The organism is Bradyrhizobium sp. SZCCHNPS1003 (assembly GCF_032381555.1).
Taxonomy (GTDB): Bacteria; Pseudomonadota; Alphaproteobacteria; order Rhizobiales; family Xanthobacteraceae; genus Bradyrhizobium.
The window spans coordinates 1-21,937 of record NZ_JAUHIU010000037.1 but is presented as its reverse complement, the minus strand read 5'-3'; the positions used below and the strand labels follow the sequence as shown (position 1 = coordinate 21,937).

20 protein-coding genes are annotated in these 21,937 nt (G+C 66.2%); 12 read left to right on the top strand and 8 right to left on the bottom strand.

Annotation, left to right across the window (positions count from 1 at the left end; all coding sequences use genetic code 11):
* Window positions 1-372: 372 nt before the first annotated feature.
* From QX126_RS33180 to QX126_RS33170, 3 genes are all read right to left on the bottom strand, one after another.
* The gene (locus tag QX126_RS33180; protein WP_315786807.1) at window positions 373-531 is read right to left on the bottom strand and encodes a hypothetical protein; all 159 of its coding nucleotides are present in this window, start codon (window positions 529-531) and stop codon (window positions 373-375) included.
* A gap of 337 nt (window positions 532-868) precedes the next feature.
* Entirely contained in the window at window positions 869-1,681 is an 813-nt protein-coding gene (locus QX126_RS33175) for an SDR family oxidoreductase (RefSeq protein ID WP_315786804.1), read from the bottom strand.
* Window positions 1,682-1,895: 214 nt separating this feature from the next.
* Entirely contained in the window at window positions 1,896-2,333 is a 438-nt protein-coding gene (locus QX126_RS33170) for an HIT family protein (protein ID WP_315738323.1), read from the bottom strand.
* A 678-nt stretch (window positions 2,334-3,011) separates the two neighbouring features.
* Here QX126_RS33170 and QX126_RS33165 point away from each other — a divergent pair.
* Window positions 3,012-3,815 (top strand): AraC family transcriptional regulator, encoded by an 804-nt coding sequence (locus tag QX126_RS33165; RefSeq protein ID WP_315786801.1) that lies wholly within the window; start codon window positions 3,012-3,014, stop codon window positions 3,813-3,815.
* A 137-nt stretch (window positions 3,816-3,952) separates the two neighbouring features.
* Here the strand turns inward: QX126_RS33165 and QX126_RS33160 are convergent, their stop codons facing one another.
* Both QX126_RS33160 and QX126_RS33155 read right to left on the bottom strand, forming a co-directional pair.
* A complete protein-coding gene (locus QX126_RS33160) occupies window positions 3,953-4,405 on the bottom strand; it encodes a nuclear transport factor 2 family protein (RefSeq protein ID WP_315786799.1) in 453 nt (150 codons plus the stop codon).
* A 7-nt stretch (window positions 4,406-4,412) separates the two neighbouring features.
* Window positions 4,413-4,838, bottom strand: a complete 426-nt coding sequence (locus QX126_RS33155) for a nuclear transport factor 2 family protein (RefSeq protein ID WP_315786796.1) — start codon at window positions 4,836-4,838, stop codon at window positions 4,413-4,415.
* 95 nt (window positions 4,839-4,933) lie between these two features.
* Here QX126_RS33155 and QX126_RS33150 point away from each other — a divergent pair, with 95 nt between their 5' ends.
* Both QX126_RS33150 and QX126_RS33145 read left to right on the top strand, forming a co-directional pair.
* Complete coding sequence (locus QX126_RS33150; RefSeq protein WP_315786793.1) at window positions 4,934-5,866, top strand: LysR family transcriptional regulator; 933 nt, start codon at window positions 4,934-4,936, stop codon at window positions 5,864-5,866.
* A gap of 550 nt (window positions 5,867-6,416) precedes the next feature.
* A complete protein-coding gene (locus QX126_RS33145; RefSeq protein WP_315757111.1) occupies window positions 6,417-6,686 on the top strand; it encodes a DUF2798 domain-containing protein in 270 nt (89 codons plus the stop codon).
* 445 nt (window positions 6,687-7,131) lie between these two features.
* Here QX126_RS33145 and mutY read toward each other — a convergent pair whose 3' ends face one another.
* Window positions 7,132-8,235: an A/G-specific adenine glycosylase gene (mutY, locus tag QX126_RS33140; RefSeq protein ID WP_315786790.1), complete on the bottom strand. Its 1,104-nt coding sequence runs from the start codon at window positions 8,233-8,235 to the stop codon at window positions 7,132-7,134.
* A gap of 125 nt (window positions 8,236-8,360) precedes the next feature.
* On the opposite strand from mutY, the gene QX126_RS33135 reads away from it, so the two are divergent.
* The 9 genes from QX126_RS33135 to QX126_RS33095 all read left to right on the top strand — a co-directional run bounded on the left by QX126_RS33135 (window position 8,361) and on the right by QX126_RS33095 (window position 18,674).
* Window positions 8,361-8,840 (top strand): DUF721 domain-containing protein, encoded by a 480-nt coding sequence (locus QX126_RS33135; RefSeq protein ID WP_315738329.1) that lies wholly within the window; start codon window positions 8,361-8,363, stop codon window positions 8,838-8,840.
* Window positions 8,841-8,958: 118 nt separating this feature from the next.
* The gene (locus QX126_RS33130) at window positions 8,959-9,615 is read left to right on the top strand and encodes a DsbA family protein (protein WP_315738330.1); all 657 of its coding nucleotides are present in this window, start codon (window positions 8,959-8,961) and stop codon (window positions 9,613-9,615) included.
* Between the two features lie 243 nt (window positions 9,616-9,858).
* Window positions 9,859-13,323, top strand: coding sequence for a chromosome segregation SMC family protein (locus QX126_RS33125; RefSeq protein ID WP_315786788.1), 3,465 nt, complete (start codon window positions 9,859-9,861; stop codon window positions 13,321-13,323).
* 63 nt (window positions 13,324-13,386) lie between these two features.
* A complete protein-coding gene (locus QX126_RS33120; RefSeq protein WP_315786785.1) occupies window positions 13,387-14,373 on the top strand; it encodes a small ribosomal subunit Rsm22 family protein in 987 nt (328 codons plus the stop codon).
* A gap of 145 nt (window positions 14,374-14,518) precedes the next feature.
* On the top strand, window positions 14,519-14,947 hold the full coding sequence (locus tag QX126_RS33115) for a hypothetical protein (RefSeq protein ID WP_315786782.1): 429 nt from the start codon (window positions 14,519-14,521) through the stop codon (window positions 14,945-14,947).
* 189 nt (window positions 14,948-15,136) lie between these two features.
* A complete protein-coding gene (locus tag QX126_RS33110) occupies window positions 15,137-15,694 on the top strand; it encodes a LemA family protein (RefSeq protein ID WP_315717271.1) in 558 nt (185 codons plus the stop codon).
* A gap of 33 nt (window positions 15,695-15,727) precedes the next feature.
* Window positions 15,728-16,924 (top strand): M48 family metallopeptidase, encoded by a 1,197-nt coding sequence (locus QX126_RS33105; RefSeq protein ID WP_315786779.1) that lies wholly within the window; start codon window positions 15,728-15,730, stop codon window positions 16,922-16,924.
* Between the two features lie 263 nt (window positions 16,925-17,187).
* A complete protein-coding gene (locus QX126_RS33100) occupies window positions 17,188-17,949 on the top strand; it encodes a hypothetical protein (protein ID WP_009025709.1) in 762 nt (253 codons plus the stop codon).
* Window positions 17,950-18,005: 56 nt separating this feature from the next.
* The gene (locus QX126_RS33095; protein WP_315738336.1) at window positions 18,006-18,674 is read left to right on the top strand and encodes a hypothetical protein; all 669 of its coding nucleotides are present in this window, start codon (window positions 18,006-18,008) and stop codon (window positions 18,672-18,674) included.
* A 16-nt stretch (window positions 18,675-18,690) separates the two neighbouring features.
* Here QX126_RS33095 and QX126_RS33090 read toward each other — a convergent pair whose 3' ends face one another.
* Entirely contained in the window at window positions 18,691-19,230 is a 540-nt protein-coding gene (locus QX126_RS33090) for an adenine phosphoribosyltransferase (RefSeq protein WP_315738337.1), read from the bottom strand.
* A 156-nt stretch (window positions 19,231-19,386) separates the two neighbouring features.
* Window positions 19,387-21,549: an anthranilate synthase component I gene (locus tag QX126_RS33085; RefSeq protein ID WP_315786776.1), complete on the bottom strand. Its 2,163-nt coding sequence runs from the start codon at window positions 21,547-21,549 to the stop codon at window positions 19,387-19,389.
* Window positions 21,550-21,937 lie beyond the last annotated feature (388 nt).

Here is a 21,937-nt window from a genome sequence, read left to right as displayed (position 1 = left end):
ACCGGCTGGAACGACATTTGCCGGAAGGGACTTTCACCCTCTCAAGAACCGCGCCTTTCCACGGCGCACCTTATACGTGATCTCCCTGGTGCGCCGGGCTTTCTGGCCACCATCCCCGCGCGAAGCGAAGCCTCAACGCGAGTTGACATCAGCATCGGGATGCCAGGACCACACGATTTCAACGTCCGCGAAAGGCCCCGCACGCGCGCCACGACGGCAAGCCGCCGCAGCCCTGCACGAGGCCGGTCGACGTCGCTCGTCCTGACGACGCCGTCGCAGCCACCGCATCCCGCCCCGCGTGTCGTGACGACGCGTACGCCCCTCCTGCCGGGACGGAACGGGGCGGATATAGCCATTGATTTGGGGTCGGAGTCAAGACAAATTCCGAAAAACGGAAGACGCGTCCTGGAACGGAATGGAGCGACGGATCGGAATGACGTGCAATGTCGGCGCATGCTGCGCCGTCGATGCGATCAGCGCCGACCGGTATGCAGCCGTCTCGTCGGGGCAGCGCGCCACGACAAGTTTCATGCAGCGTCACCGTAATACTCAACGAAATACTGGAATCCGCCGCCCGGCGCGCTACTGCCACCGACAAAGCGTGGGGCGTAACTTCGCTTTAGTTTCGCGGCATGCTGTCGATTAGCTCGCGGGATGGGTGGAGCAACGCGAAACCCATCAATTGGTCTACGAGACAACAATGGTATCGCTTCGCTCCAACCAGTCCACGCGCTGGCGGGTTTGTCCTATCTGGTGACGCAGCGGAAGTCTTTAAGCCTGACCTCATACGCTCGCGGAAGGCGTCACCATATTCATGTTCATCCTCCGACGGATTGCCTCGCGGCCGATCGCCGGTATGACGATGAACTCACACCGGGTGCTTCCGCTCGAGTTTCCCAACAATGCGCTCGCCAAGTCTACGCACAATCGATGGTACGAGCCGCAAGCCGAGGACGGCCAGCCGGGCGCGGCCACCCGGAACGATGAAATACCGGTCGCGCCGGATTCCGCGCAATGTGTCCGCAACCACGATTTCCAAGGGAGTTCTCGGGATGGTCAGCGTATGTCGCCGGTTCTCCGGTGTCCGATAGGAATCAAGCTCCGCCACCATAGGCGTCTCGAACTCCGCTGGGCAGACGAGGTGAACCTTGATACCTTGGCGCAGCAGTTCGTAGTGCAGGCATTCGGTGAAGCCGACCAAGGCGTGTTTCGCAGATCCATAGGCGGTGAAACCGAAGATGCCGGTCAGACCAGCGATCGATGCTATGTTGATCAACCGCCCGCCAGCGGCGCGTAGATGGGGTAAAGCAGCCCTGGTGACATTTACCGGACCAAAGAAATTGGTTTGCATCACGGCCTGGAAGTCATTGTCGGTGAGGGTCTCGAACCGCCCCTCGCGCATCACACCTGCATTGTTGAACAGCATGTCGATCCCTCCACGGCGCCGAGCAACCTCCTCGATGGCCTGAGACGTTGCAATCGGATCGCCAACATCGACGGACTGAACCTCGATATCGGCGCCGGCGTGTCGCCGACGAAGTTCATGAACCGCGAGATCCAGATTATCGGTTCGCCGCGAGAGGAGCGTCAGCCGAGCACCTTGGGGGGTAAGCGCGTTCGCTATCGCAAAGCCTAGGCCCGTCGCCCCCCCGGTGATGACAATGCTACGTGAATGGAACATGAGAGTCCTAAGCCAGAATCCACTTCGGGAAGCCGGGAGAAAGGACGAGCCCCAGCTTCGCCCAATCGCGCGGTCGAGTGCTGCCCACTGACCGTCGTTGCCTCAGGGCGACGGCGCGTTCGCCGCAAGGCATGGCTACATCGTTTTCGTGCAGTCACATCGGGGCTTTTCCGATTGCTATTTGAGCGGCAGCAGACCGCATGCCGGGCTGCGGTCAATCGAGCGCAGTGGCGATGCGGTCGGCGAGGGCGAGCAGGGTTTCTGGTTTACCCATCGGCGCCTGCCCGTGGCCCTTCATCGGAACGTCCGCCCAGCGAGGTATGATATGGAAATGCAGGTGGAAGACGGTCTGACCGCTGGCCGCGCCGTTCAACTGAACGATCAGGAAACCCTCGGGTGCCAGCGCCTTGACCACTGCCCGGGCGGTGCGTCGGGTGGCTGCGACCAGCCGAACGAGCACGTCCGGCTCCACGTCCAGCAGGGTGCGGGAGGTCGAGGTCTTCGAGATCACCAGTACGTGCCCTTCGGACTGGGGAAAGGCGTCCATGAACGCGAGGACGTGATCGTCCTCCCAGACCTTGGCGGCGGGGACTTCGCCGCGAAGGATTCGGCCAAAGATGTTGTCGGGGTCGTAGGGGGCGGCGAGGGTCATCTGGTGCTCCGGAGTATGGGCGAGGCTAGAAACCGCGGTGCGGTGGGCGTTTTGGGTGACGGCGCAGTGCTTCCCTAGTTTTGGCGGCCCAGGCTCCATCGGCCGAGAACGTGCGGTCCCCGGCACGGCGGCTCAATCGCTGAGGGGTCTCGTGTGCCGGGCGCGGCGCCCGTGACATGGACTGTCGTCTCTTAGTCCGGCTGAGGCTGACCGGGCGCCTGTTGCAGGTGGGCTATATCGCGTAGCCCGCTTGAACTCCTCGTGTGACAGGCCTTCAGATTCGGCTGTTCGGGTGGTCGTTGAAAGCTACCAGCCATCGCGAGGAAGGTGATCGCGCGCTGACGGCGATCACGCTGACGCCCGGTGGCCAGCTCAGCCGCGCGAACTCTGCAAGAACCAAGCAGACAAGTGAATGCATTGGCGCTGCGATGGCAGGGGTCGGCGTAAACAGGCGCCCGCACTTCGGGCGACGCAACCATGCGGCGGCATTTCCAGATGCCGCCCACCGGAAGAAGCCGCCACAACTCAATATTCGCAACCAAGAAAGCGTTCGACATTATTTCCCCAAACAAATCTTTCCGCTATGGACGCCGGGTACGACAAGAGCTTGCGCGCCAAGGTCGCTGGATGCCGTCGGCGTGACCTTCTTGAAGCATAGACGTGTGGAGGAATGGCCGCTTGCCAGAATCGGCTACCAATTTCGACGAGAGAGCTTTATTGTGCCTCTGGCCTCAACGAATGATGTTCATCGGGCGTCTGGGTACGCTGCCGCTGCACCGGCATCCAATATCGGTCTGCCTGGTGGCGCTTCAGGCCCCTCTGCGGATCGGCACCACAATGGCCGGGGAGAGCCTGGCCTGCCTTACCGCCATCGTCCCCGCAGGCTTGGCGCATACCCTTGATCTAAGCGGGGCGCCGGTCGCCGTGATATACAACGACCCTGACGATCCTTACTATCGGCGCCTCTCGCCCCATCAGAGATGTGGCCTAAGCTCACTGGACCCTGACATCGAAAGTTCGCTTATCGTCGCTGTGCGGAATCTCTACGCGTTGCATCAGACAGGTGATAAGCTACGCTTCGACGATTTCGATTTCGCTGCTGAACAGGCATTGGGGATCGAACCGCGCCCACCACGGTTCGATGCGCGGGTTGAACGTGTCGTAGCTATCATAAGGGCTGACATCGCCCGCAATCACTCGATCCAGGAACTGGCCCGGCGAGTCGACCTTTCCCCTGGTCGCCTGCAGCATCTGTTCGTCCAAGAGATTGGGGTGCCACTTAGGACGTTTAGGATTTGGATTCGTTTCCGGCACGCTGTGGAGCGTGCGGGAAATGGCGATTCTATCACGTCGGCGGCGCTCGATGCAGGCTTTTCGAGCTCCAGCCATTTCAGCCACGCCTTCAAGGCAACCTTTGGCGCTACTGCCGCCAGCGTGCTCAAGGACGCTCCGTCTAGGGTCCGGATTCAGTTGATCGAATAACTACGATGGCCGCGATGGGCGCCGAAAACTGACGGTTCTTCCCTCTTGCTGCCACAAGTCATCCTCGAAATGCCTGTCGCAGAAATTATCTGTGTCTCACTTGAGGGGTGCAGTCCAGAGATGTCACCGTAATTGTCTCATGACGTCGGCGGCGGCGGACCGAGTGCGGTCTCGATCAGCAGCGTGTCGCAATATTCGATCCATTCCAGGATACGGCCGTTCTCCAGGCGAAGGACGTTGCAATAGCTGTTGTTGTAGACCTTGCCGTCGCTCGTGGTGTTGCTACCGCGCGCCTCGACCACGACGCGGTCGTCCTCGGCCGTCAGCCGGATCGGGATGGTGGTGATGCGGCCGAGCCGCGCCCGCAGCGGCGCGAACAACTCGGCGAGAACGGTCGCCTTGCCGTCATAGCTGCGCGACCAGGACCCGCTGCCCATGATGACGAAGCGGAAATCATCCGCGAGACGATCGAGCAGCGGCTGCGGATTGCTGTTCGCCAATTCGTCGAACACATGCTGCACGATCCGCTTGTTGTCATGCCCCGTGGCTTCTGCGGCGCTCATCGGCAAACCCTTCTTGAATTCAGGCATCGTCGCATCAACCGGTCTGACTGAGCGCAGCCGGAAACGGTCCCAGCACCGCTTCCGTCAGCGCCGAGTCGCAATATTCACGGATCTCGACGATGCGCCCCTCGTGCAGCCGATAGATCAGGCAGTAGTCGTTGTTGTAGGGCCGTCCGGCCCTGGTGCGCATCTCGCCCTTGGCCTCGACCACGACAAGATCATCCTCCGCGATGAAGCGCAGCGGAATGGCGCGGCGTCCCTCCGCCAGCAGACTGGTGAGGTGGCCGTGGAGATTGCGCAGCAGCGCCTCCTTGCCGCGGATCGTCTGCGACCACGAATATTGTCCCGTGATCACCATCGTGACGTCGTCGGCGATGGCCGCGACATAGGCCGCGCGGTCGCCGGCGACGGCCTTGGCGAGCAGGTCCTGCATCAATTGCTTGTTGGCGCTTGCGGTCATGTCATCTGTCTCCAATCTCCTCTGCAACGGAGCGAAACATGACGGGCGGCGGCGCATTCTTCCAATCGATATCGGATATGATATCAATTCGCCCCATGAATTTGGCCGCGCTCGACCTCAATCTGCTGGTGGCGCTCGACGCGCTGCTCCGCGAGAGCAGCGTCAGCCGGGCTGCGCTGCGGATCGGACTGTCCCAGCCGGCCGCCAGCCACGCGCTGCAGCGGCTGCGCGACCTGCTCGGCGATCCCCTGCTGGTCCGCACCGGCGCGCGGATGGAGCTGACCCCGCGCGCCCTTGCGCTGCAGGCCCCGCTCGCCCAGGCCCTGGATCAGGTGCGCGGCCTGTTCACGCCCGACGCGTTCGACGCTGCACGGAGCGAACGCCAATTTCGCCTGATGATGCCTGATCTCGCGGTCGAGCTGCTGATGCCGTCGTTGATGGCCAAGGTGACGCGCGCCGCGCCCAACCTCCGCATCGACGTCGTGCCTTGGCGAGGCCCTGCGATCTTCCACGCCGAGTTCGCCCGCACCATCGACATGGTGATCTCGATCGGCAACGCCTTCAAGGGCTTCCATCGCCAGTTGCTCTACACCGACAGCGATGCGCTGGCGGTGCGGCGCGGTCACCCGGTCGGCAGGCGACTGAGCCGGCGGGACGGCTTCCTGGCCGCCCGGCATGTCGCGGTGGTGCTGCGCGGCCAAGCTGAGGACCTGATCGACGGCTGGCTGCGCAGCAAGGGCTGGGAGCGGCGGATCGCGCTGGTCGTGCCGAGCTACATCGAGGCGCTGCATGTCACTGCCCGCACCGATCTCGTCGCCTTCGTGCCGCGCCGCCTGATCGCCGCACTGGCGCAGCCCCTGTCGCTGTCGACCGTCGCGCCGCCGCTCGATCCCGGCATCGACGAACAATACATGTTCTATCCGACCAGGGCGCAGGTCGAGCCGGGCTCGATCTGGCTGCGCACGCTGATGCTGGAAACCGGCCGCGAACTCGGCGCTGCGCCAGGACGTGCGACGAAACCGGCGTGAGCGTCCGGCGCCCGCGCGTCGTGCTCTGTCATGTCGGCAGCAGCGACATGCGTTGATAGTTGAGGTCGCGTAGGGTGGGCAAAGCAGCCGCCCATCGGGGCGGCGGCGTGCCCACCGTGGTGCTGCGTATTCCGAGTCAGATGGTGGGCACGGCGCGCGAGCGAGCGCAGTGTGTGGTGAGCGTGGTGATTCGCGCCTTTGCCCACCCTACGCCAGCATATCGTGAGCGGTACGCCTTGATAGCTTCCACCAGACGCGCGCCCTCGCACGCCATCGGCCGGGGCCTTGCCGATGCGAGACAAGAGGCCGTCATGCTCACGATCGTCGTGGGGCGACGACCTTCCATCGTGACGAACGCCCTCGGAACGAATCCGGCTCGCATAGACTTTTGGCTGGCGCCCTGCCCGTTGTCGCGCTATCACGTCCCCGCTGCGCGGATGCGCACCGTAAGCGTCTCACGTCAGGCAACGCATTCAACGGATCGGCTCGATCCGGAGGAATGCAGGACGCGTTGCCCGTGATCGACCGATCGAATTCCGGAACTACAATCATGAATCCATCTGGTGAACGGCGCGCGCGCAGAAAACTGCCCGCGCGCTATGCGGCCGTCGTCATGCCACTGACACTCTCGGTGCTGATGACGTTCGTCGTGTCGGCGATCGCCACGCTGAAGAGTCTTGGACCAACGCCGGCGTTCATCGCGACCTGGCCCGCAGCGTGGGGCATCTCCTGGCTGGTCGCGTTCCCCACCCTGCTCGCTGTCCTGCCGCTGGTGCGGCGGATCGTGGCGCTCGTGGTGGAGACGCCCAAGCCGAATTAAGCGAAAGCAGCGGGGCCGCTGAACTGCGGCCCCGCTTCAATGGCGATCGGTCTCTCTTGGTCATGCAGGCCGCTGTTTGAGCCGTGAATCCGCCTCATCCACCGTTGTCGTCCCGGACAAGCCGCGGCGCGCACCAGCGCGGCGCGTTGTCGATCCGGGACCCATGCTCCGCGGCCGTCGTGATGGGCAGAATGCCAATGACCGGTGTGCCTCAAACCACTCCCTGTGGGTATGGGTCCCGGCTTTCGCCGGGACGACAATGGAGCATATTGATATGCGCGGCCGTAGGGTGGGCAAAGCGGTCGCCGAAGGCGGCAGCGTGCCCACCGTCTCGCTGCGCACTCGCAGCCTCGATGGTGGGCACGGCGCGGGTAACATCTCGCTGAACTCATCAGCAGCGTGGCGCGCCTTTGCCCACCCTACAAACTACACGCTCAGCGCGCCCTCACTGCCCCAGCCCGTGCGCGACGACCTTGCGCATGACGTTGGGCAGCGCCTCGCCGTCGAGGGTCGCGATCGGGACCCAGCGCATGCCGTCCGGCGCGCGCGTCCGGGCGGGCACACGCGCCGTGTAGACCACGAGCTCCAGCGGGAAATGGGTGAAGACGTGCGTCACGACGCCGAGCTTGCGGTGCCAGCGTTTCACGCCGGCCAGCTCCGGCGCTTGCGCCAGCGCTTCGGCGTCGCCCTGCCCGGCCAGCCATTCCGAGCCGGGGACCTCGGTCATGCCGCCGAGCAGGCCCTTTGCGGGGCGCGAGCGCACCAGCAGCTCGTCGCCTCGGACGACGACGAAGGCGGCGCCGCGCCGGAGCGTGCCGGTCTTCTTGGCGGCCTTGCGCGGGAACGTGTCCTGGTCGCCGCGCTCGCGTGCGGCGCAGTCCTCGCTCAAGGGACACAGCGAGCAGGCCGGCTTCTTCGGCGTGCAGATGGTGGCGCCGAGATCCATCAGCGCTTGCGCGCTGTCGCCGGCGCGGGACGGCCCGAGCAAGGTGGCGGCGAGCGCCTGGATCTGCGGTTTGGCCTGCGGCAGTGCCTCCTCCACCGCAAACAGCCGCGACACCACGCGCTCGATATTGCCATCGACCGGCATGGTCAGGCGGTCGAACGCAATCGCGGCGATGGCGGCGGCGGTGTACGGGCCGATGCCGGGCAGCGCGCGCAGCCCCTCCTCGGTGTCCGGGAACACGCCGCCATGCTCGCGCAGCACGGCGACGGCGCAGGCATGCAGGTTGCGCGCCCGCGAATAATAGCCGAGGCCGGCCCACATCCTGAGCACGTCGTCGAGCTCGGCGCCGCCGAGCGCCGAGACATCCGGCCAGCGCGCCAGGAATTTCTCGAAATACGGCCCGACCGCCTTCACCGTGGTCTGCTGCAGCATGATCTCGGACAGCCAGACGCGATAGGGATCGGAGCGCTGCCCGGCCGGCGCGCGCCACGGCAGCCGCCGCTGGTGGCGGTCGTACCAGGCAAGCAGCTGCGCGGGACGCTCGGCGGAGGCGCGATTCTCTGATCGGCTCTTGCGCTTGGAAGGAAGGGCTGATGACACCATTGGCTTAATCTAGTACGTCAGGAGCCATCGTCGCCCGCTGGACCGCAGTCTCGTCTGCGGCATCCACGGCTTTCTTCGAGCCCCGGCGGCTCGGACGGGCGGCAGACCATGAGAAGCCTGCATCGATGGCAAAGCCCGGCCGCCTCACCGCAAAGCCATTGTCGCTCATGATGGGCGACGTGCTGTCGGCCGCCTATGCCAAGCAGGGCTTTGCCGCGCGCGAGCTGGTGACGCGCTGGCCGGAGATCGCCGGGCGCGAGATCGCCGAGCACGCCCAGCCGCTGAAGATGCAATGGCCGCGGCCGGTCGAGGGCCAGCCGCAGGAGCCGGCGACGCTGATTTTGCGCGTCGAAGGGCCGATGGCGCTGGAGATCCAGCATTCGTCGGACGTGATCCTGGAGCGCGTCAACCGCTTCTTCGGCTGGCACGCGGTCGGCAAGCTGGCGCTGCGCCAGGGGCCGCTGTTGCGCCCCCCGGTGAAGCGCCGCCCGGTGCCGCCCGATCCGAACACGGTGGCGAAAGTCGCGCAGACCCTGACCGCGATCGAGGACGACGCCCTGCGCGACGCGCTGGCCCGCCTGGGCGCCGCCATCAAGCGAAATTGACGCTTCCCGTTTGATCCCGGTTTGCGGCCCGGCATTGCCTCAAGCTGGGTTTCAAGCTAGCGAAAAGCCGAGTTACGAGTGTTTCAGGCGCGAGATGCGCCCATTCCGGAGCAGAGCCTTGATCATCACCCGCCGCGCCTTTACCGCAGCCTTGTCGCTGACCGGCCTCGCCGCTCTGGCGGGCCTGTCCCCGCTGCGGCTGATCTCGGACGCCATGGCCCAGAGCGCCACCGATGTCGCCAAGCCGGTGTCGCTGCCGGACATGGCGATCGGGCCGGCCGACGCCGCCGTCACCATCACCGAATATGCCTCGATGACCTGCCCGCATTGCGCCGCATTCAACGCGACCGTGTTCCCGAAGCTGAAGGCCGAATACATCGATACCGGCAAGGTGCGCTACATCTTCCGCGAGTTCCCGCTCGACATCAAAGCCGCGGCCGGCTCGATGCTGACGCGCTGCATCGCCAATGGCGATGCGCAGAAGTATTTTGCGGTCACCGACATGCTGTTCCGCTCGCAGAACGACTGGGTGGTGAAGAACACCACCGAGACGCTGACGCGGATCGGCAAGCAGGCCGGCCTCAGCCAGCAGCAGGTCGAGGCCTGCCTCAAGGACCAGGCGCTGCTCGACAAGATCGCCGCCGACCAGAAATATGCGAGCGACATTCTTAAAGTCGATTCGACGCCGACCTTTTTCATCAACGGCGAGAAGATCAAGGGCGAGACTTCGATCGAGGAGTTTCAGAAGAAGATCAACCCGCTTCTGAAGAGCTGATTCGAATCACTGAGTCCTCAGAGACACAGCGCGGCCCCTCAATGGGGCCGCTTCTGTTTCGTGGGCCGTTCGCCACGAGAAAGCCTTGGAAAAGCAGGGCCGGCGGGTTGCCCTGGGGACCGGCCCTCGCCATTGTCCCGCCCTCAGAATGGGGCGCCAGGGCGACTCAGTCCACATTGACATTGCCTTCCATGGTATTGTCGGGGCTGGGAGATTCGTCTCCCGCCAACAGAGAATCTGTGCATGAAACTCACCCGTCTTCGTCTTCACGGTTTCAAGACGTTCGTCGAACCGACTGACTTCGTGATCGAACCCGGCCTCACCGGCGTCGTCGGTCCGAATGGCTGCGGCAAGTCGAATCTGGTCGAAGCGCTGCGCTGGGCGATGGGCGAGACCTCGCACAAATCGCTGCGCGCCGCCGACATGGACGCGGTGATCTTCTCCGGCTCGAACACGCGTCCGTCGCGCAACCACGCCGAAGTGGTGATGACGATCGACAACAGCGATCGCACCGCGCCAGCCGCCGTGAACGATCGCGACATTCTCGAAATCTCGCGTCGCATCGAGCGCGAGGCCGGCTCGGTCTATCGCATCAACGGCCGCGACGTGCGCGCCCGCGACGTGCAGATCCTGTTCGCCGACGCCGCCACCGGCGCGCGTTCGCCGGCGCTGGTCCACCAGGGCAAGATCGGCGAAATCATTCAAGCGAAACCTGAGCAGCGCCGCCGCGTGCTCGAAGACGCCGCCGGCGTCGCCGGCCTGCATGCGCGCCGCCACGAGGCCGAGCTGCGATTGAAGGCGGCAGAGACCAATCTGCTGCGCGTCGAGGACGTCATCGGCCAGCTCTCCGGCCAGATGGAAGGCCTGCGCAAGCAGGCGCGCCAGGCGATCCGCTACCGCGAGGTCGCCGCCAAGGTGCGCAAGGCGGAAGCCACCCTCTATCACATGCGCTGGATGGGCGCGCATGCCGATCTCAACGACGCCGCCCATGTGCATGACGTCGCCGTGCGCGAGATGGCGGAGCGGACCCGCGAGCAGGCCGAGTCGGCCCGCATCCAGGCCATCCGCTCCTCGCATCTGCCGGCGCTGCGCGAAGCCGAGGCCCGCGCCGCGGCGATGATGCAGCGGCTGAAGAACGCCCGCGACCTGCTCGACCGCGAGGAGCTGCGCGCCAAGGAGCGCGCCGGCGAGCTCGATCGCCGCCTGATGCAGCTCACCGCCGACGTCGCCCGCGAGCAGCAGCAGAACCAGGACGCGCAGGTCGCGCTGCAGCGCCTGGAGACCGAAGACGCGGAGCTGAAGGAAGAGATCAAGGCGCGCGTCGAGATGCGCAGCGGCGTCGACGAGCGCGTCGCCGAGGCCGAGGCGCTGCTTGCCGAGACCGAGCGCCAGTTCACCGAGCTGACGACGCAGCTTGCGGACCTCACCGCCCGCCGCAACCAGCTCGAAGCCAACGTTCGCAGCCACCGCGATCGTCTCGCCCGGCTCGACCAGGACATCGCCAATGTCCGCGCCGACGAGGAGCGGCTGGCGCAGGAGACCGCCCATCTCGGCGATCTCGACACGCTCGCCGCCTCGCTCGAAGCGGCCGAGGAGGCCGAGGCGCAGGCCGAGGCCGCGGTGCAGACCAACGAGTCGGCGCAGGCCAATGCACGGCAGAAGCTCGAAGCCTCGCGCGCCCCGCTCGCCGAGGCCGAGAAGCGCGCGCAGCGGCTCGAGACCGAGGCGCGCACCATCTCCAAGATGGTCAACAGCGAGACCAAGAATCTGTGGCCGCCGATCATCGACGGCGTCACGGTCGCCAAGGGCTATGAGAAGGCGCTCGGCGCCGTGCTCGGCGACGACCTTGATGCGCCGGTCGACGCGTCCGCGCCGATGCATTGGACCGTGGCCGGCGCCGAGGTCATCGACCCCGCGCTGCCGGATGGCGTCGAGCCGCTCGCGGCCTATGTCCAGGCGCCGCCGGAGCTGTCGCGCCGTCTGGCGCAGATCGGCGTGGTGTCGCGTGATCGCGGCGCCCAGCTGGTGTCGCAGCTCAAGACCGGCCAGCGGCTGGTGTCCTCCGAAGGCGACGTCTGGCGCTGGGATGGCTTCATCGCAGCGGCGCATGCGCCGACCGGCGCGGCGCGGCGTCTGGCCGAGCGCGCCCGCCTGATCGACATCGAGGCCGAGCTGGAGCAGGCGCGCATCGATGCGACGAGCAAGCGCCAGGCGCTCGAGAGCGCCGAGGCCGAGGTGAGGGCCGCGACCGCCGCCGAGAGCGCCGCGCGCGAAGCCTGGCGCGCCGCCCAGCGCGAGGTGAACTCCGCGCGTGAGCGCCACGCCAATGCCGAGCGCGAGATCAACCGCCATTCGGCGCGCAAATCGGCGCTGGTCGAAGCCTCGACCCGCCTCGCCCACGACCGCGCCGAGATCGCCGAGCTGCACCAGAATGCGCTGGAGGCGATCGAGGAGCTGCCGGCGACCAACGAAGCCGACGGCCGTCTTGCCGCCGTGCGGGCCGAGATCGAGACCAAGCGCCGCGCCGCGGCGCAGGTCCGGGCCGAAGCGCAGGCGCTGGCCCGCGAGGCCGAGCTTGCCGACCGCCGCGTGCAAGCGATCATCAGCGAGCGCAACGACTGGTTCAACCGCATCCGCGGCGCCGGCTCGCAGATCGCCACCATCGAGGCCCGCATCGCCGAGGTGAAGGACGAACGCGCCGAGCTCGAAAACGCACCGGAGATCTTTGCCGAGAAGCGCAGCGCGCTGATCGACGAGCTCGCCATCGCCGAAGGCGAGCGCCAGGTCGCCGCCGACGCGCTGGCCGAGGCCGAGACCGCGATGGGCGACACCGACCGTGCCGCCAAGGCGTCGCTGGAAGCGCTGTCGAAGTCGCGCGAGGCCGCGGCCCGCGCCGAGGAGCGACTCGAAAGCGCCAAGCGCCGCGTCGGCGACGTCGAGCGCGAGATCCACGACATGCTCGAATGCGAGCCGAGTGCGGTCGCCGCGATGGCCGAGATCGGCCCCGACACCCAGCTGCCGCCGCTGCACGAGATCGAAGAGAGCCTGGAGAAGCTGCGCCGCGACCGCGAGCGGCTCGGCGCCGTCAACCTGCGCGCCGAGGAGGAGCTCACCGAGGTCGAGGGCTCGCACACCGCGCTGACGACCGAGCGCGACGACCTGGTCGAGGCCATCAAGCGGCTGCGCCAGGGCATCCAGAGCCTCAATAAGGAGGCGCGCGAGCGCCTGCAGGCCTCGTTCGAGACCGTCAACGACCACTTCAAGCGGCTGTTCACCGAGCTGTTCGGCGGCGGTGAGGCCGCGCTGCACCTGATCGAGAGCGACGATCCGCTCGAGGCCGGTCTCGAGATCATCGCCAAGCCGCCGGGCAAGAAGCCGCAAACGCTGTCGCTGCTGTCGGGCGGCGAGCAGGCGCTGACGGCGATGGCGCTGATCTTCGCGGTGTTCCTCACCAACCCCTCGCCGATCTGCGTGCTGGACGAGGTCGACGCGCCGCTCGACGACCACAACGTCGAACGCTTCTGCAACCTGCTGCACGAGATGAAGGGCTCGACCGAGACCCGCTTCATCATCATCACCCACAACCCGATCACCATGGCGCGCATGAACCGGCTGTTTGGCGTCACCATGGCCGAGCGCGGCGTGTCGCAGCTGGTGTCGGTCGCACTCGACGAGGCCGTGAAGATCCTCGACCAGCAGGTGGCGTGATCCTGCTCCGTCATTCCGGATCGCCGCAAGCGCGGCGCCCGGACTGACGCGCGGAGAGGACCGATGATCTCTCCTGATCTGCCCGCAGCGCTGAAGGCATCCCTCGAAGCCAGGCTGCACGGGCAGTCGCGGCAGGAGGCCGCCGCCCGCGCGGCCCGCATCTCGGATTCCTATCGCAGCGGCGGCAATTCGGGGACGATCACGAGCGAAGCCGACGCGATCGCCTATGCCGTCGTGCGGATGCCGGCGACGTATGCAGCGGTGGTGGCCAGCCTGAATGCCGTGATGCAGGCGAGCCCGGACTTCGCCCCGGCCTCGCTGCTCGATGTCGGCGCCGGTCCGGGCACCGCAAGCTTCGCTGCGGCGGACGCATTCCCGTCGCTGGCGTCTTTCGCCGCCATCGATTCCAATCCCGCCTTGCGCACGCTCGCGCTGGCGCTCGCTGGCGACGCGACACGCATCCGCGACCTCGACTACGCGCTGGGCTCGGCGCGAGCGCTGCTCGAGCGCAGCACGGGCGCCGATCTCGTCATCGCCAGCTACATGATTGGCGAACTGAGCGACGCCGAACGCCCGGGCATCATTGATGCGCTGTGGACGAGGACCGGCGATACGCTCCTGATCGTCGAACCCGGCACGCCCGCCGGCTATCAGCGCATCATCGCGGCGCGCGACCGCCTGATCGCGTCCGGAGCCCACATCGCCGCCCCCTGCCCGCACGCCGCGGCGTGTCCACTGATCGCACCGGATTGGTGCCATTTCGCCCAGCGGCTGGCGCGCTCGCGGGCGCATCGCGAGCTCAAGGGCGCGGACGTTCCGTTCGAGGACGAGAAGTTTAGCTTCATTGCCCTCACCCGCAAGCCCGCGACGCATCGGCCCGCCGCACGCGTGCTGGCGCCGCCGGCGGTCACCAAGGTCGGGGCAACCGCGAAGCTGTGCCAGGCGGATGGTGCCGCCAGGGTCGTCAGCATCCCCCGCCGCGACAAGCCCGCCTTTGCCGCCGCGCGGCGCTGGGACTGGGGTGACGGCGTGGAGCCGCCAGGTTCGTAGATACCTCGGCCGGCGGTCCATGGTTAACGGTGGGTCGTATTCGTCTCTCATTTTCGCGATTTCGCGAAACCGGCGAGAAATCCGCGCTTGCTACGGTGAGCTGCAACAGGCGCTGAAGGCGCTGCTCACTAGGGAACGCGTTTCGATGTACAGGACGATGATGATCACCGCCGCGCTGCTGGCTTCGGCAGGAACGGCCCTGGCAAACGGCCACGGTGGTGGATCCTCGGCACCGCCCCCGCCGAAGCAGGAAGGCCCGCCGGCCAAGGCCATCGTCGGCAAGAACGGCCCCGTCCTGGTCGATCCCAAGGGCATGACGCTGTACTACACCGAGCGCGACAACACCGGGAACAAGTCGACCTGCGACGGTGCCTGTGCCGAGAAGCGGCCGCCGCTGATCGCACCCGACAACGCGACCGCCAGCGGCGACTTCACCGTCATCACCCGCAACGACGGCAAGAAGATGTGGGCCTACCGCTACCGTCCGCTCTACACCTCGCAGCTCGACAGCGCCCCGGGCGATATCAAGGGCAACGATCCCACGCAGCAATGGCGGGTCGCCCGTCCCTATTGAGCCCTGCGCATCACTGCCTCCGGCGCCCATTCGGTCGCCTGGGCGCCCATCGAACGGACCAGTCAGCCTCAAGCGACTTGAACGGGCATCCCCCCTGATGCGACCAATGCACGCCGGTCCACCTGCGGACCGGCGGCGCCGTCGCGTGGCGGCCGCCTCGTCCTCCTGCCCTCTCCCTCGGAGCCCGTCATGTCCGGCTGGATCGTCCTCGGCATCATCGTCATCCTCGTACTGTTCGCCCTTGGCGCCTACAACCGGCTGGTCGCCCTCAGCCAGCGGGTCGGCCAGGCCTTTGCCGACATCGACGTCCAGCTCAAGCTGCGCCACGACCTGATCCCGAATCTGGTCGAGACCGTGAAGGGCTACGCCGCGCATGAGCGCGGCACCCTGGACGAGGTCATCAAGGCCCGCAATGCGGCGATGTCGGCGCAGGGCCCGGCCCAGGTCTCGGCCGCCGAAGGCCAGCTCTCCGGCGCGCTCGGCCGCCTGATCGCACTGTCCGAGGCCTATCCGGACCTCAAGGCCAACGCCAACTTCCAGCAGCTCGCCGGCGAGCTCTCCGACATCGAGAACAAGATCGCCGCCAGCCGTCGCTTCTTCAACAACGCGGTGCAGGAGTATAATACCGGCATTCAGCAGATGCCGGCCGCGCTGTTCGCCGGCACCTTCGGCTTCACCCGCAAGGAATTCTTCGATCTCGGCGCCAGCCGGACCGAGGTCGAGGCCGCGCCCAGCGTCAAGTTCTGATCCCGCGCCCTCCGCGCTGAAGGGCCCGACGCCATGGCCGCCTATGGTCTCTACACCCACATCGCATCGAACAAGACCCGTTCGGTGCTGCTGCTCGGCGGCCTGTTCCTGTTGATCTACGTGCTGGTGTTCGCCGGCGCGCTGATCGCCGAGGTCATGATCAACGGCAATGGCAACGTCGCCTATTACATGCAGGCCGCTACGCGCGACCTGATCAAGGCGTTGCCCTGGGCGACGATCGGCGCCGCGGCCTGGATCGTCATCGCCTATTTTTTCCATCAGAAGATGATCGACGCCGTGACCGGCGGGACGGCCGTGACCCGCCAGGAACAGCCGCGGCTCTACAATCTGCTCGAGAATCTCTGCATCTCGCGCGGCATCACCATGCCGCAGCTGAAGGTCATGGACAGCCCGGCGCTGAACGCCTTCGCCACCGGCCTGAATCCGCGGCAATACGCCGTCACCGTCACGAGCGGTCTTCTGAACGCACTCGATGACCAGGAGATCGAGGCGGTGCTCGGCCACGAGCTCACCCATATCCGCAACGGCGACGTGCAGCTGATGGTCGTGGCCGTGATCATCGCCGGCGTCGTCGGCTTCTTCGGTGAATTGTTCTTCCGCCTGTTCACCAACATGAGCTGGGGCGGCGGCTGGGGTCGCTCGTCGTCGTCGTCCTCCTCGTCCGACTCCGACCGCAAGGGCTCCGGCGGCGGGGCCATCATCGTCGTGATCATCGCGGTGGTGCTGATCGTGGTGGCCTGGCTGCTGTCCCAGGTGGTCAAGCTGGCGCTGTCGCGCACCCGCGAATACCTTGCCGATGCCGGGTCGGTCGAGCTGACCAAAAATCCGGACGCCATGATCAGCGCCCTGCGCAAGATCGAAGGGCGGGGCGAACTGCCCGGCGCCACCTCCGCCGTCATGGAATTGTGCGTCGACAATCCGCGCGAGGGCTTTGCCGATTTGTTCGCCACCCACCCCTCGGTCGACTCCCGCGTCCAGGCGCTGATCAAGTTCGCCGGCGGCCATGATCCGGGCCCGCTGGCGCTGCCGTCCGACGGGAGAGATACCGATACCGGTGACGAGCCAGCCGACGGCACTGCGCCACCGCCGCTGCCCCCGGCCGGCCCATGGGGCGATGCCGATGGAGGGGGGAAGTCGCCCGGCAGCGGGCAAGCCGCCCCGGAAGGCCCCTGGACGACACCTGCTGCAGGCCCATGGGGCCGGCACTAGGACCAGCCGCTGCGGCGCTGTTCGAGCCCCGATCGCGCGCAGCGCGCAATCATCCCGGCATTCGCTCTCAAGTGTTTCGGCGCGAACCGGACGTTTCGGCTGGAACGGGTCCGATTGCGCCGATCTGTTGCAGCGAAGGCGCAAATTTCCCCGGTCCCGTGCTGCAATGAATTTGAATTCTCCAGCGTTTCTGCCATGTTCGCGCCCAAAGCAGAATGCAAAGCGCCGGCCCCCTGGCCGGCCTCAGGGCTGAAGGACTTTCCATGGCGAAACCGGCAGTGGTTGTGGTGGGTGCGGACAAGGGCGGGGTCGGCAAGACCACGGTGTCGCGGACGTTGCTCGATTATTTCAGCGCCAACAACGTCCCCACCCGGGCGTTCGACACCGAGCATCCGCGCGGCACCCTGAAGCGCTTCCACCCGGAAATCACCGAGATCGTCGACATGAATTCGACGCCGGACCAGATGAAGATCTTCGACACCTTGAGCGCGGTGGCGCCCTCAGTGACCGTGATCGACGTCCGCGCCGGCCTGATGTCGCCGACGCTGGCTGCGCTGCGCGACATCGGCTTCCTCGACGCCGCGCGCTCCGGCCAGATCACCTTCGCGGTGTTCCACATCCTGGGCTCGTCGATCGCCTCGCTGGACGAGATCGCGGAGACGGCAAGCTACATGATCGGCGCGAAGTACTTCCTGGTGAAGAACTTCATCAACAACACCAGCTTCTTCGAGTGGGACCAGTCGACCTACAATTCCTACTTCCACCGCATCAAGGATGCGACCGAGCTGACCATCCCCAAGCTCAACGAGATGGCGTTCGAGCAGGTCGAGGTCGCCTCGGTGCCGTTCCTGAAGTTCGTCGCCAACAAGGGTCCGCGCGACGAGGCCGCCAACTACTCCTTCGTGCTGCGCGGCTATGTCCGGCATTGGCTCGCCAATGTCTGGAGCGAGTACGACCGCATCAAGCTGACCGACATCGTCGGCTCGACCAAGGCGGCGGCGCCGCGGCCGGCCGGGGAAAAATAGCAGCCCCGTGAAGGATGGGACTTTATCGCAACCGCATTTGACCTGATATAGGTCTGATGCCCGCAACGCCCGTCTACATCGTCTGCTCGCCCCGGCCGCAGTCCGGGAAGACGCTGCTTGCGCGGGTGCTGAGCGAGTTCCTGCTGCTCAAGAACGGCCAGGTGCTCGCCTTCGACGTCACCTTGCGCGAGCCGTCGCTGCTCGACTTCCTGCCGCAGATCACCGAGACCGCGACGATCGAGGACACCTACGGCAAGATCCAATTGATGGATCGCGTCATCCTCAACGACGGCATCGCCAAGGTGATCGACCTCGGCTACTACTCGTTCGACGAGTTCTTCAAGATGTCCGAGGAGATCGGCTTTTTGAAGGAGGCCTCACGGCGGAACGTGGTCCCGATCGTTCTGTACTGCGCCGAGGGCGACCGGGTGTCGATGCGCGCCTACGACGCCCTGCGGCGACAGATCCCGCGACCGCAGCTGATCGTGGTCGAAAACGACCACGTCCTGCGCGAGGAGCTCCCCGACCTCTACAGCCGCGGCAAGCATCTGCGCATTGCCGCCCTGCCCGCGTTCCTGAGGACCTATATCGAGCGCTTCTCGTTCTCCTTTACCGGCTATCTGCGCCAGGAGAAGGACCCGTCCACCGAGCTCTATCAATGGATCCGGCGCAACTACTATGCGCTGCGCGAGATCGAGAACGAGCTCCTGATGCAGCGGTCCTGACGCCGCCGCGCGCTTCTCAGTGCCCCTCGAAGGAGATCAGCGTGCGCACGGGCACGTCGAGCGCGCGCAGCTTGGCGGCGCCGCCGAGATCCGGCAGGTCGATGATGAAGCAGGCCGCCACCACGGTGGCGCCGATCTGGCGGAGCAGCTTCACCGCGCCCTCGGCCGTGCCGCCGGTGGCGATGAGGTCGTCGACCAGGATCACGCGCTCGCCGGGCTCGACCGCGTCGACATGCATCTCCATCTCGTCGGTGCCGTATTCCAGCGCATAGGACATGCTGACCGTCTTGTGCGGCAGCTTGCCCTTCTTGCGGATCGGCACGAAGCCGGCCGAGAGCTGATGCGCCACCGCGCCACCGAGGATGAAGCCGCGCGCCTCGATGCCGGCGACCTTGTCGATCTTGGAGCCGGCCCAGGGATGCACCAGCTCGTCCACCGCGCGACGGAACGCGCGCGCGTCCGCCAGCAGCGTCGTGATATCCCGGAACAGGATGCCCGGCTTCGGATAGTCCGGAATGGTGCGGACCGTATTCTTGATGTCCAGATCGAACGTCATCGTGCTCTCATCCACTCTGTTTATGTGCCGTCATTGCGAGCGAAGCGACGTGTCCGCCGAAGCCCACTCGGGCGAAGGCGGAAGCAATCCAGGGCCGCGAAAACAACTCTGGATCGCTTCGTCGCTCACGCTCCTCGCGATGACGGCAACCACCTTTCACCCCGGCTGATTGAGCCGGAACGCATTCTCCACGATCCTCAAACCCACGGCATCGCCGAGCGACATCAGCGACTCCGGGTGGAACTGCACGCCGCCGACCGGCAGCGTCTTGTGCTCGATCGCCATCGCCACGCCGTCCTCGGTCGCTGCGGTGACGGTCAGGACCTCCGGCATGCTGTCGCGCTCGACGAACAGCGAATGGTAGCGGCCGATGACGATCTCGTTCGGCAACCCCTGCATCAGGCGTCCGCCGCGCACCTGGACCCGCGACGGCCTGCCATGCGCCGGTTGGGCGAGCTGGCCGAGCTGACCGCCAAAATATTCGCCCATCGCCTGCACGCCGAGGCACACGCCGAAGATCGGCAGCTTCTTCGCGAGCGCCGCATCGATCGTCGTCGAGATCTTGAAGTCCTCGGGGCGGCCCGGTCCGGGCGACAGCACGATGAGATCCCAGCTGCGCTCGGCCAGCATCTTCAAGGCATGGACGTAACGCACCACGGTGACGTTGGCGCCGACCTGGCGGAAATAGTCCGCCAGCATGTGCACGAACGAATCGTCGTGGTCGATCAAGAGCACGTTCTTGCCGGAGCCGGTGGCGTCCGGCGCGGTCGAGGATAGCGGCTTCGGCGGATCGCCGCGCAGCGCCTGGAAGAGGGCCGCCGCCTTGACCTGGCACTCGCGATCCTCGGCCGCGGGGTCGGAATCGAACAGGCAGGTCGCGCCGACGCGGACCTCGGCGAGCCCGTCCTTCATGCGGATGGTGCGGATGGTGAGGCCGGTGTTGATCGAGCCGTCGAAATTCACCGCGCCGATGGCGCCGGCATACCAGCGCCGCGGCGAGCGCTCATTGTCCTCGACGAACTGCATCGCCCACAGCTTCGGCGCACCGGTCACGGTGACCGCCCAGGCGTGCGTCAGGAATGCGTCGAGCGCGTCGAAGCCCGGCCGCAGCATGCCCTCGACGTGATCGACGGTGTGGAACAGCTTGGAGTAGGTCTCGATCTGCCGGCGCGCGAGCACCTTGATGGTGCCGGGGACGCAGATGCGCGCCTTGTCGTTGCGGTCGACGTCGGTGCACATGTTGAGCTCGAACTCGTCCTTCTCCGAGTTCAGGAGCTGGCGGATCTGCTCGGCATCGCCGATGGCGTCGCGACCGCGGGCGATGGTGCCGGAGATCGGACAGGTCTCGACGCGACGGCCGTCGGAGCGGACGAACATCTCGGGTGAGGCCGAGACGAGGAACTCGCCGTCGCCGAGATTCATCAGCGCGCCATAGGGCGACGGATTGATCCGGCAGAGCCGCTGGAACACTTCCGCCGGCGAGCGCTCACAGGGCTCGGCAAACAGTTGGCCGGGCACCGCCTCGAACAGGTCGCCGCGGGCAAACGCCGCGCGGGCCTTCTCGACCGTCGCCTGGTACTCGCCGGGCGCGTGATCGGCAAAACCCTGGCGCGGCTCCTTCAGGTAGACGCTGGCGTCGGTGTCGCGCGGCAGTCCTGCCGTCGACTGGCCGTTCCAGGAAAAATCATAGGAAAGAACGACGCCGCGGCCGGTGGCGCGGTCGTAGGCCAGGAGGCGATCCGGCACGTAGAGCACGATGTCGCGCTGGTCCTTCTCGCGCGGCCGCTTCTGCTGGAGGTCCTCGATCTGGAACACGAGGTCATAGGCGAAGGCGCCGAACAGGCCGAGCAGCGGATCGTCATTGGCCGACAGCACAGCGATCATCGCCCGCACCAGCGACATCACGCTGGCGCGGCGGGTGCGCTGGTCCTCCTCGACCGGGGCAGGCCCGCGGACGATGTGTCCGGCGAGCCGCGCAGGCGAGGCCTCGGTGATGACCACGCAGGGCTCGCGCAGCGTGTCCTTGAGGAACGCGATCAGCACCTCGCCGCGACGATTCAGCGCCTGCAGGGTGAAGGTGGTGCCCTTGGTCTCGAGCACCAGCGGCGGATCGGCAAAGCCGAGGTCAAAACTCTCGTAGCGGCCGGGCACGGTCGTGCCCGAGGACAGCACCACGCCGCGGCGGCGGTCGAGCAGGTCGATCAGGTCATCGAGCCGGCTGGCGCCACCGGAAAACTGCTCGACGGCGCGCGTGATCGCGAGCCCGCCATGGGTGCGGTAGTCGCTGCGGGCCGGAAGGGCGAAAACGGTCCTGTTCATGGGGTCCTCTTACGGAATTTACCGAGGAAACGCCACACAGGACCAACCGGAAGCCGCCGCTGCGTGGCGGCCCCTAAGCGATTGGATGTCAGACAAATCGCACCGGCCACCTTTTACAAGGTGCGCCACCAGAGACGGGCTGGGCGGACAAGGGTGCTCATGAGGCGGAACTGACCACGAGGGACGGCCGGGGTCAAGGGCGGCGGGGCCACAGTCGGGGTTGGCGGAGGTGCATGCTTATCATTCCCGCTGAGAACCCTCGGCTTTCGAGCACCGCGCGAAGTGCCGGCCCGACTGCCACCCTCCCCTGGAGGGGCTACGGGATGCCCGAAAGCGATTCCAAGCGATTTCTGGATGTGATTCAAAGTTTTCGACCGGTTCGGTGGAG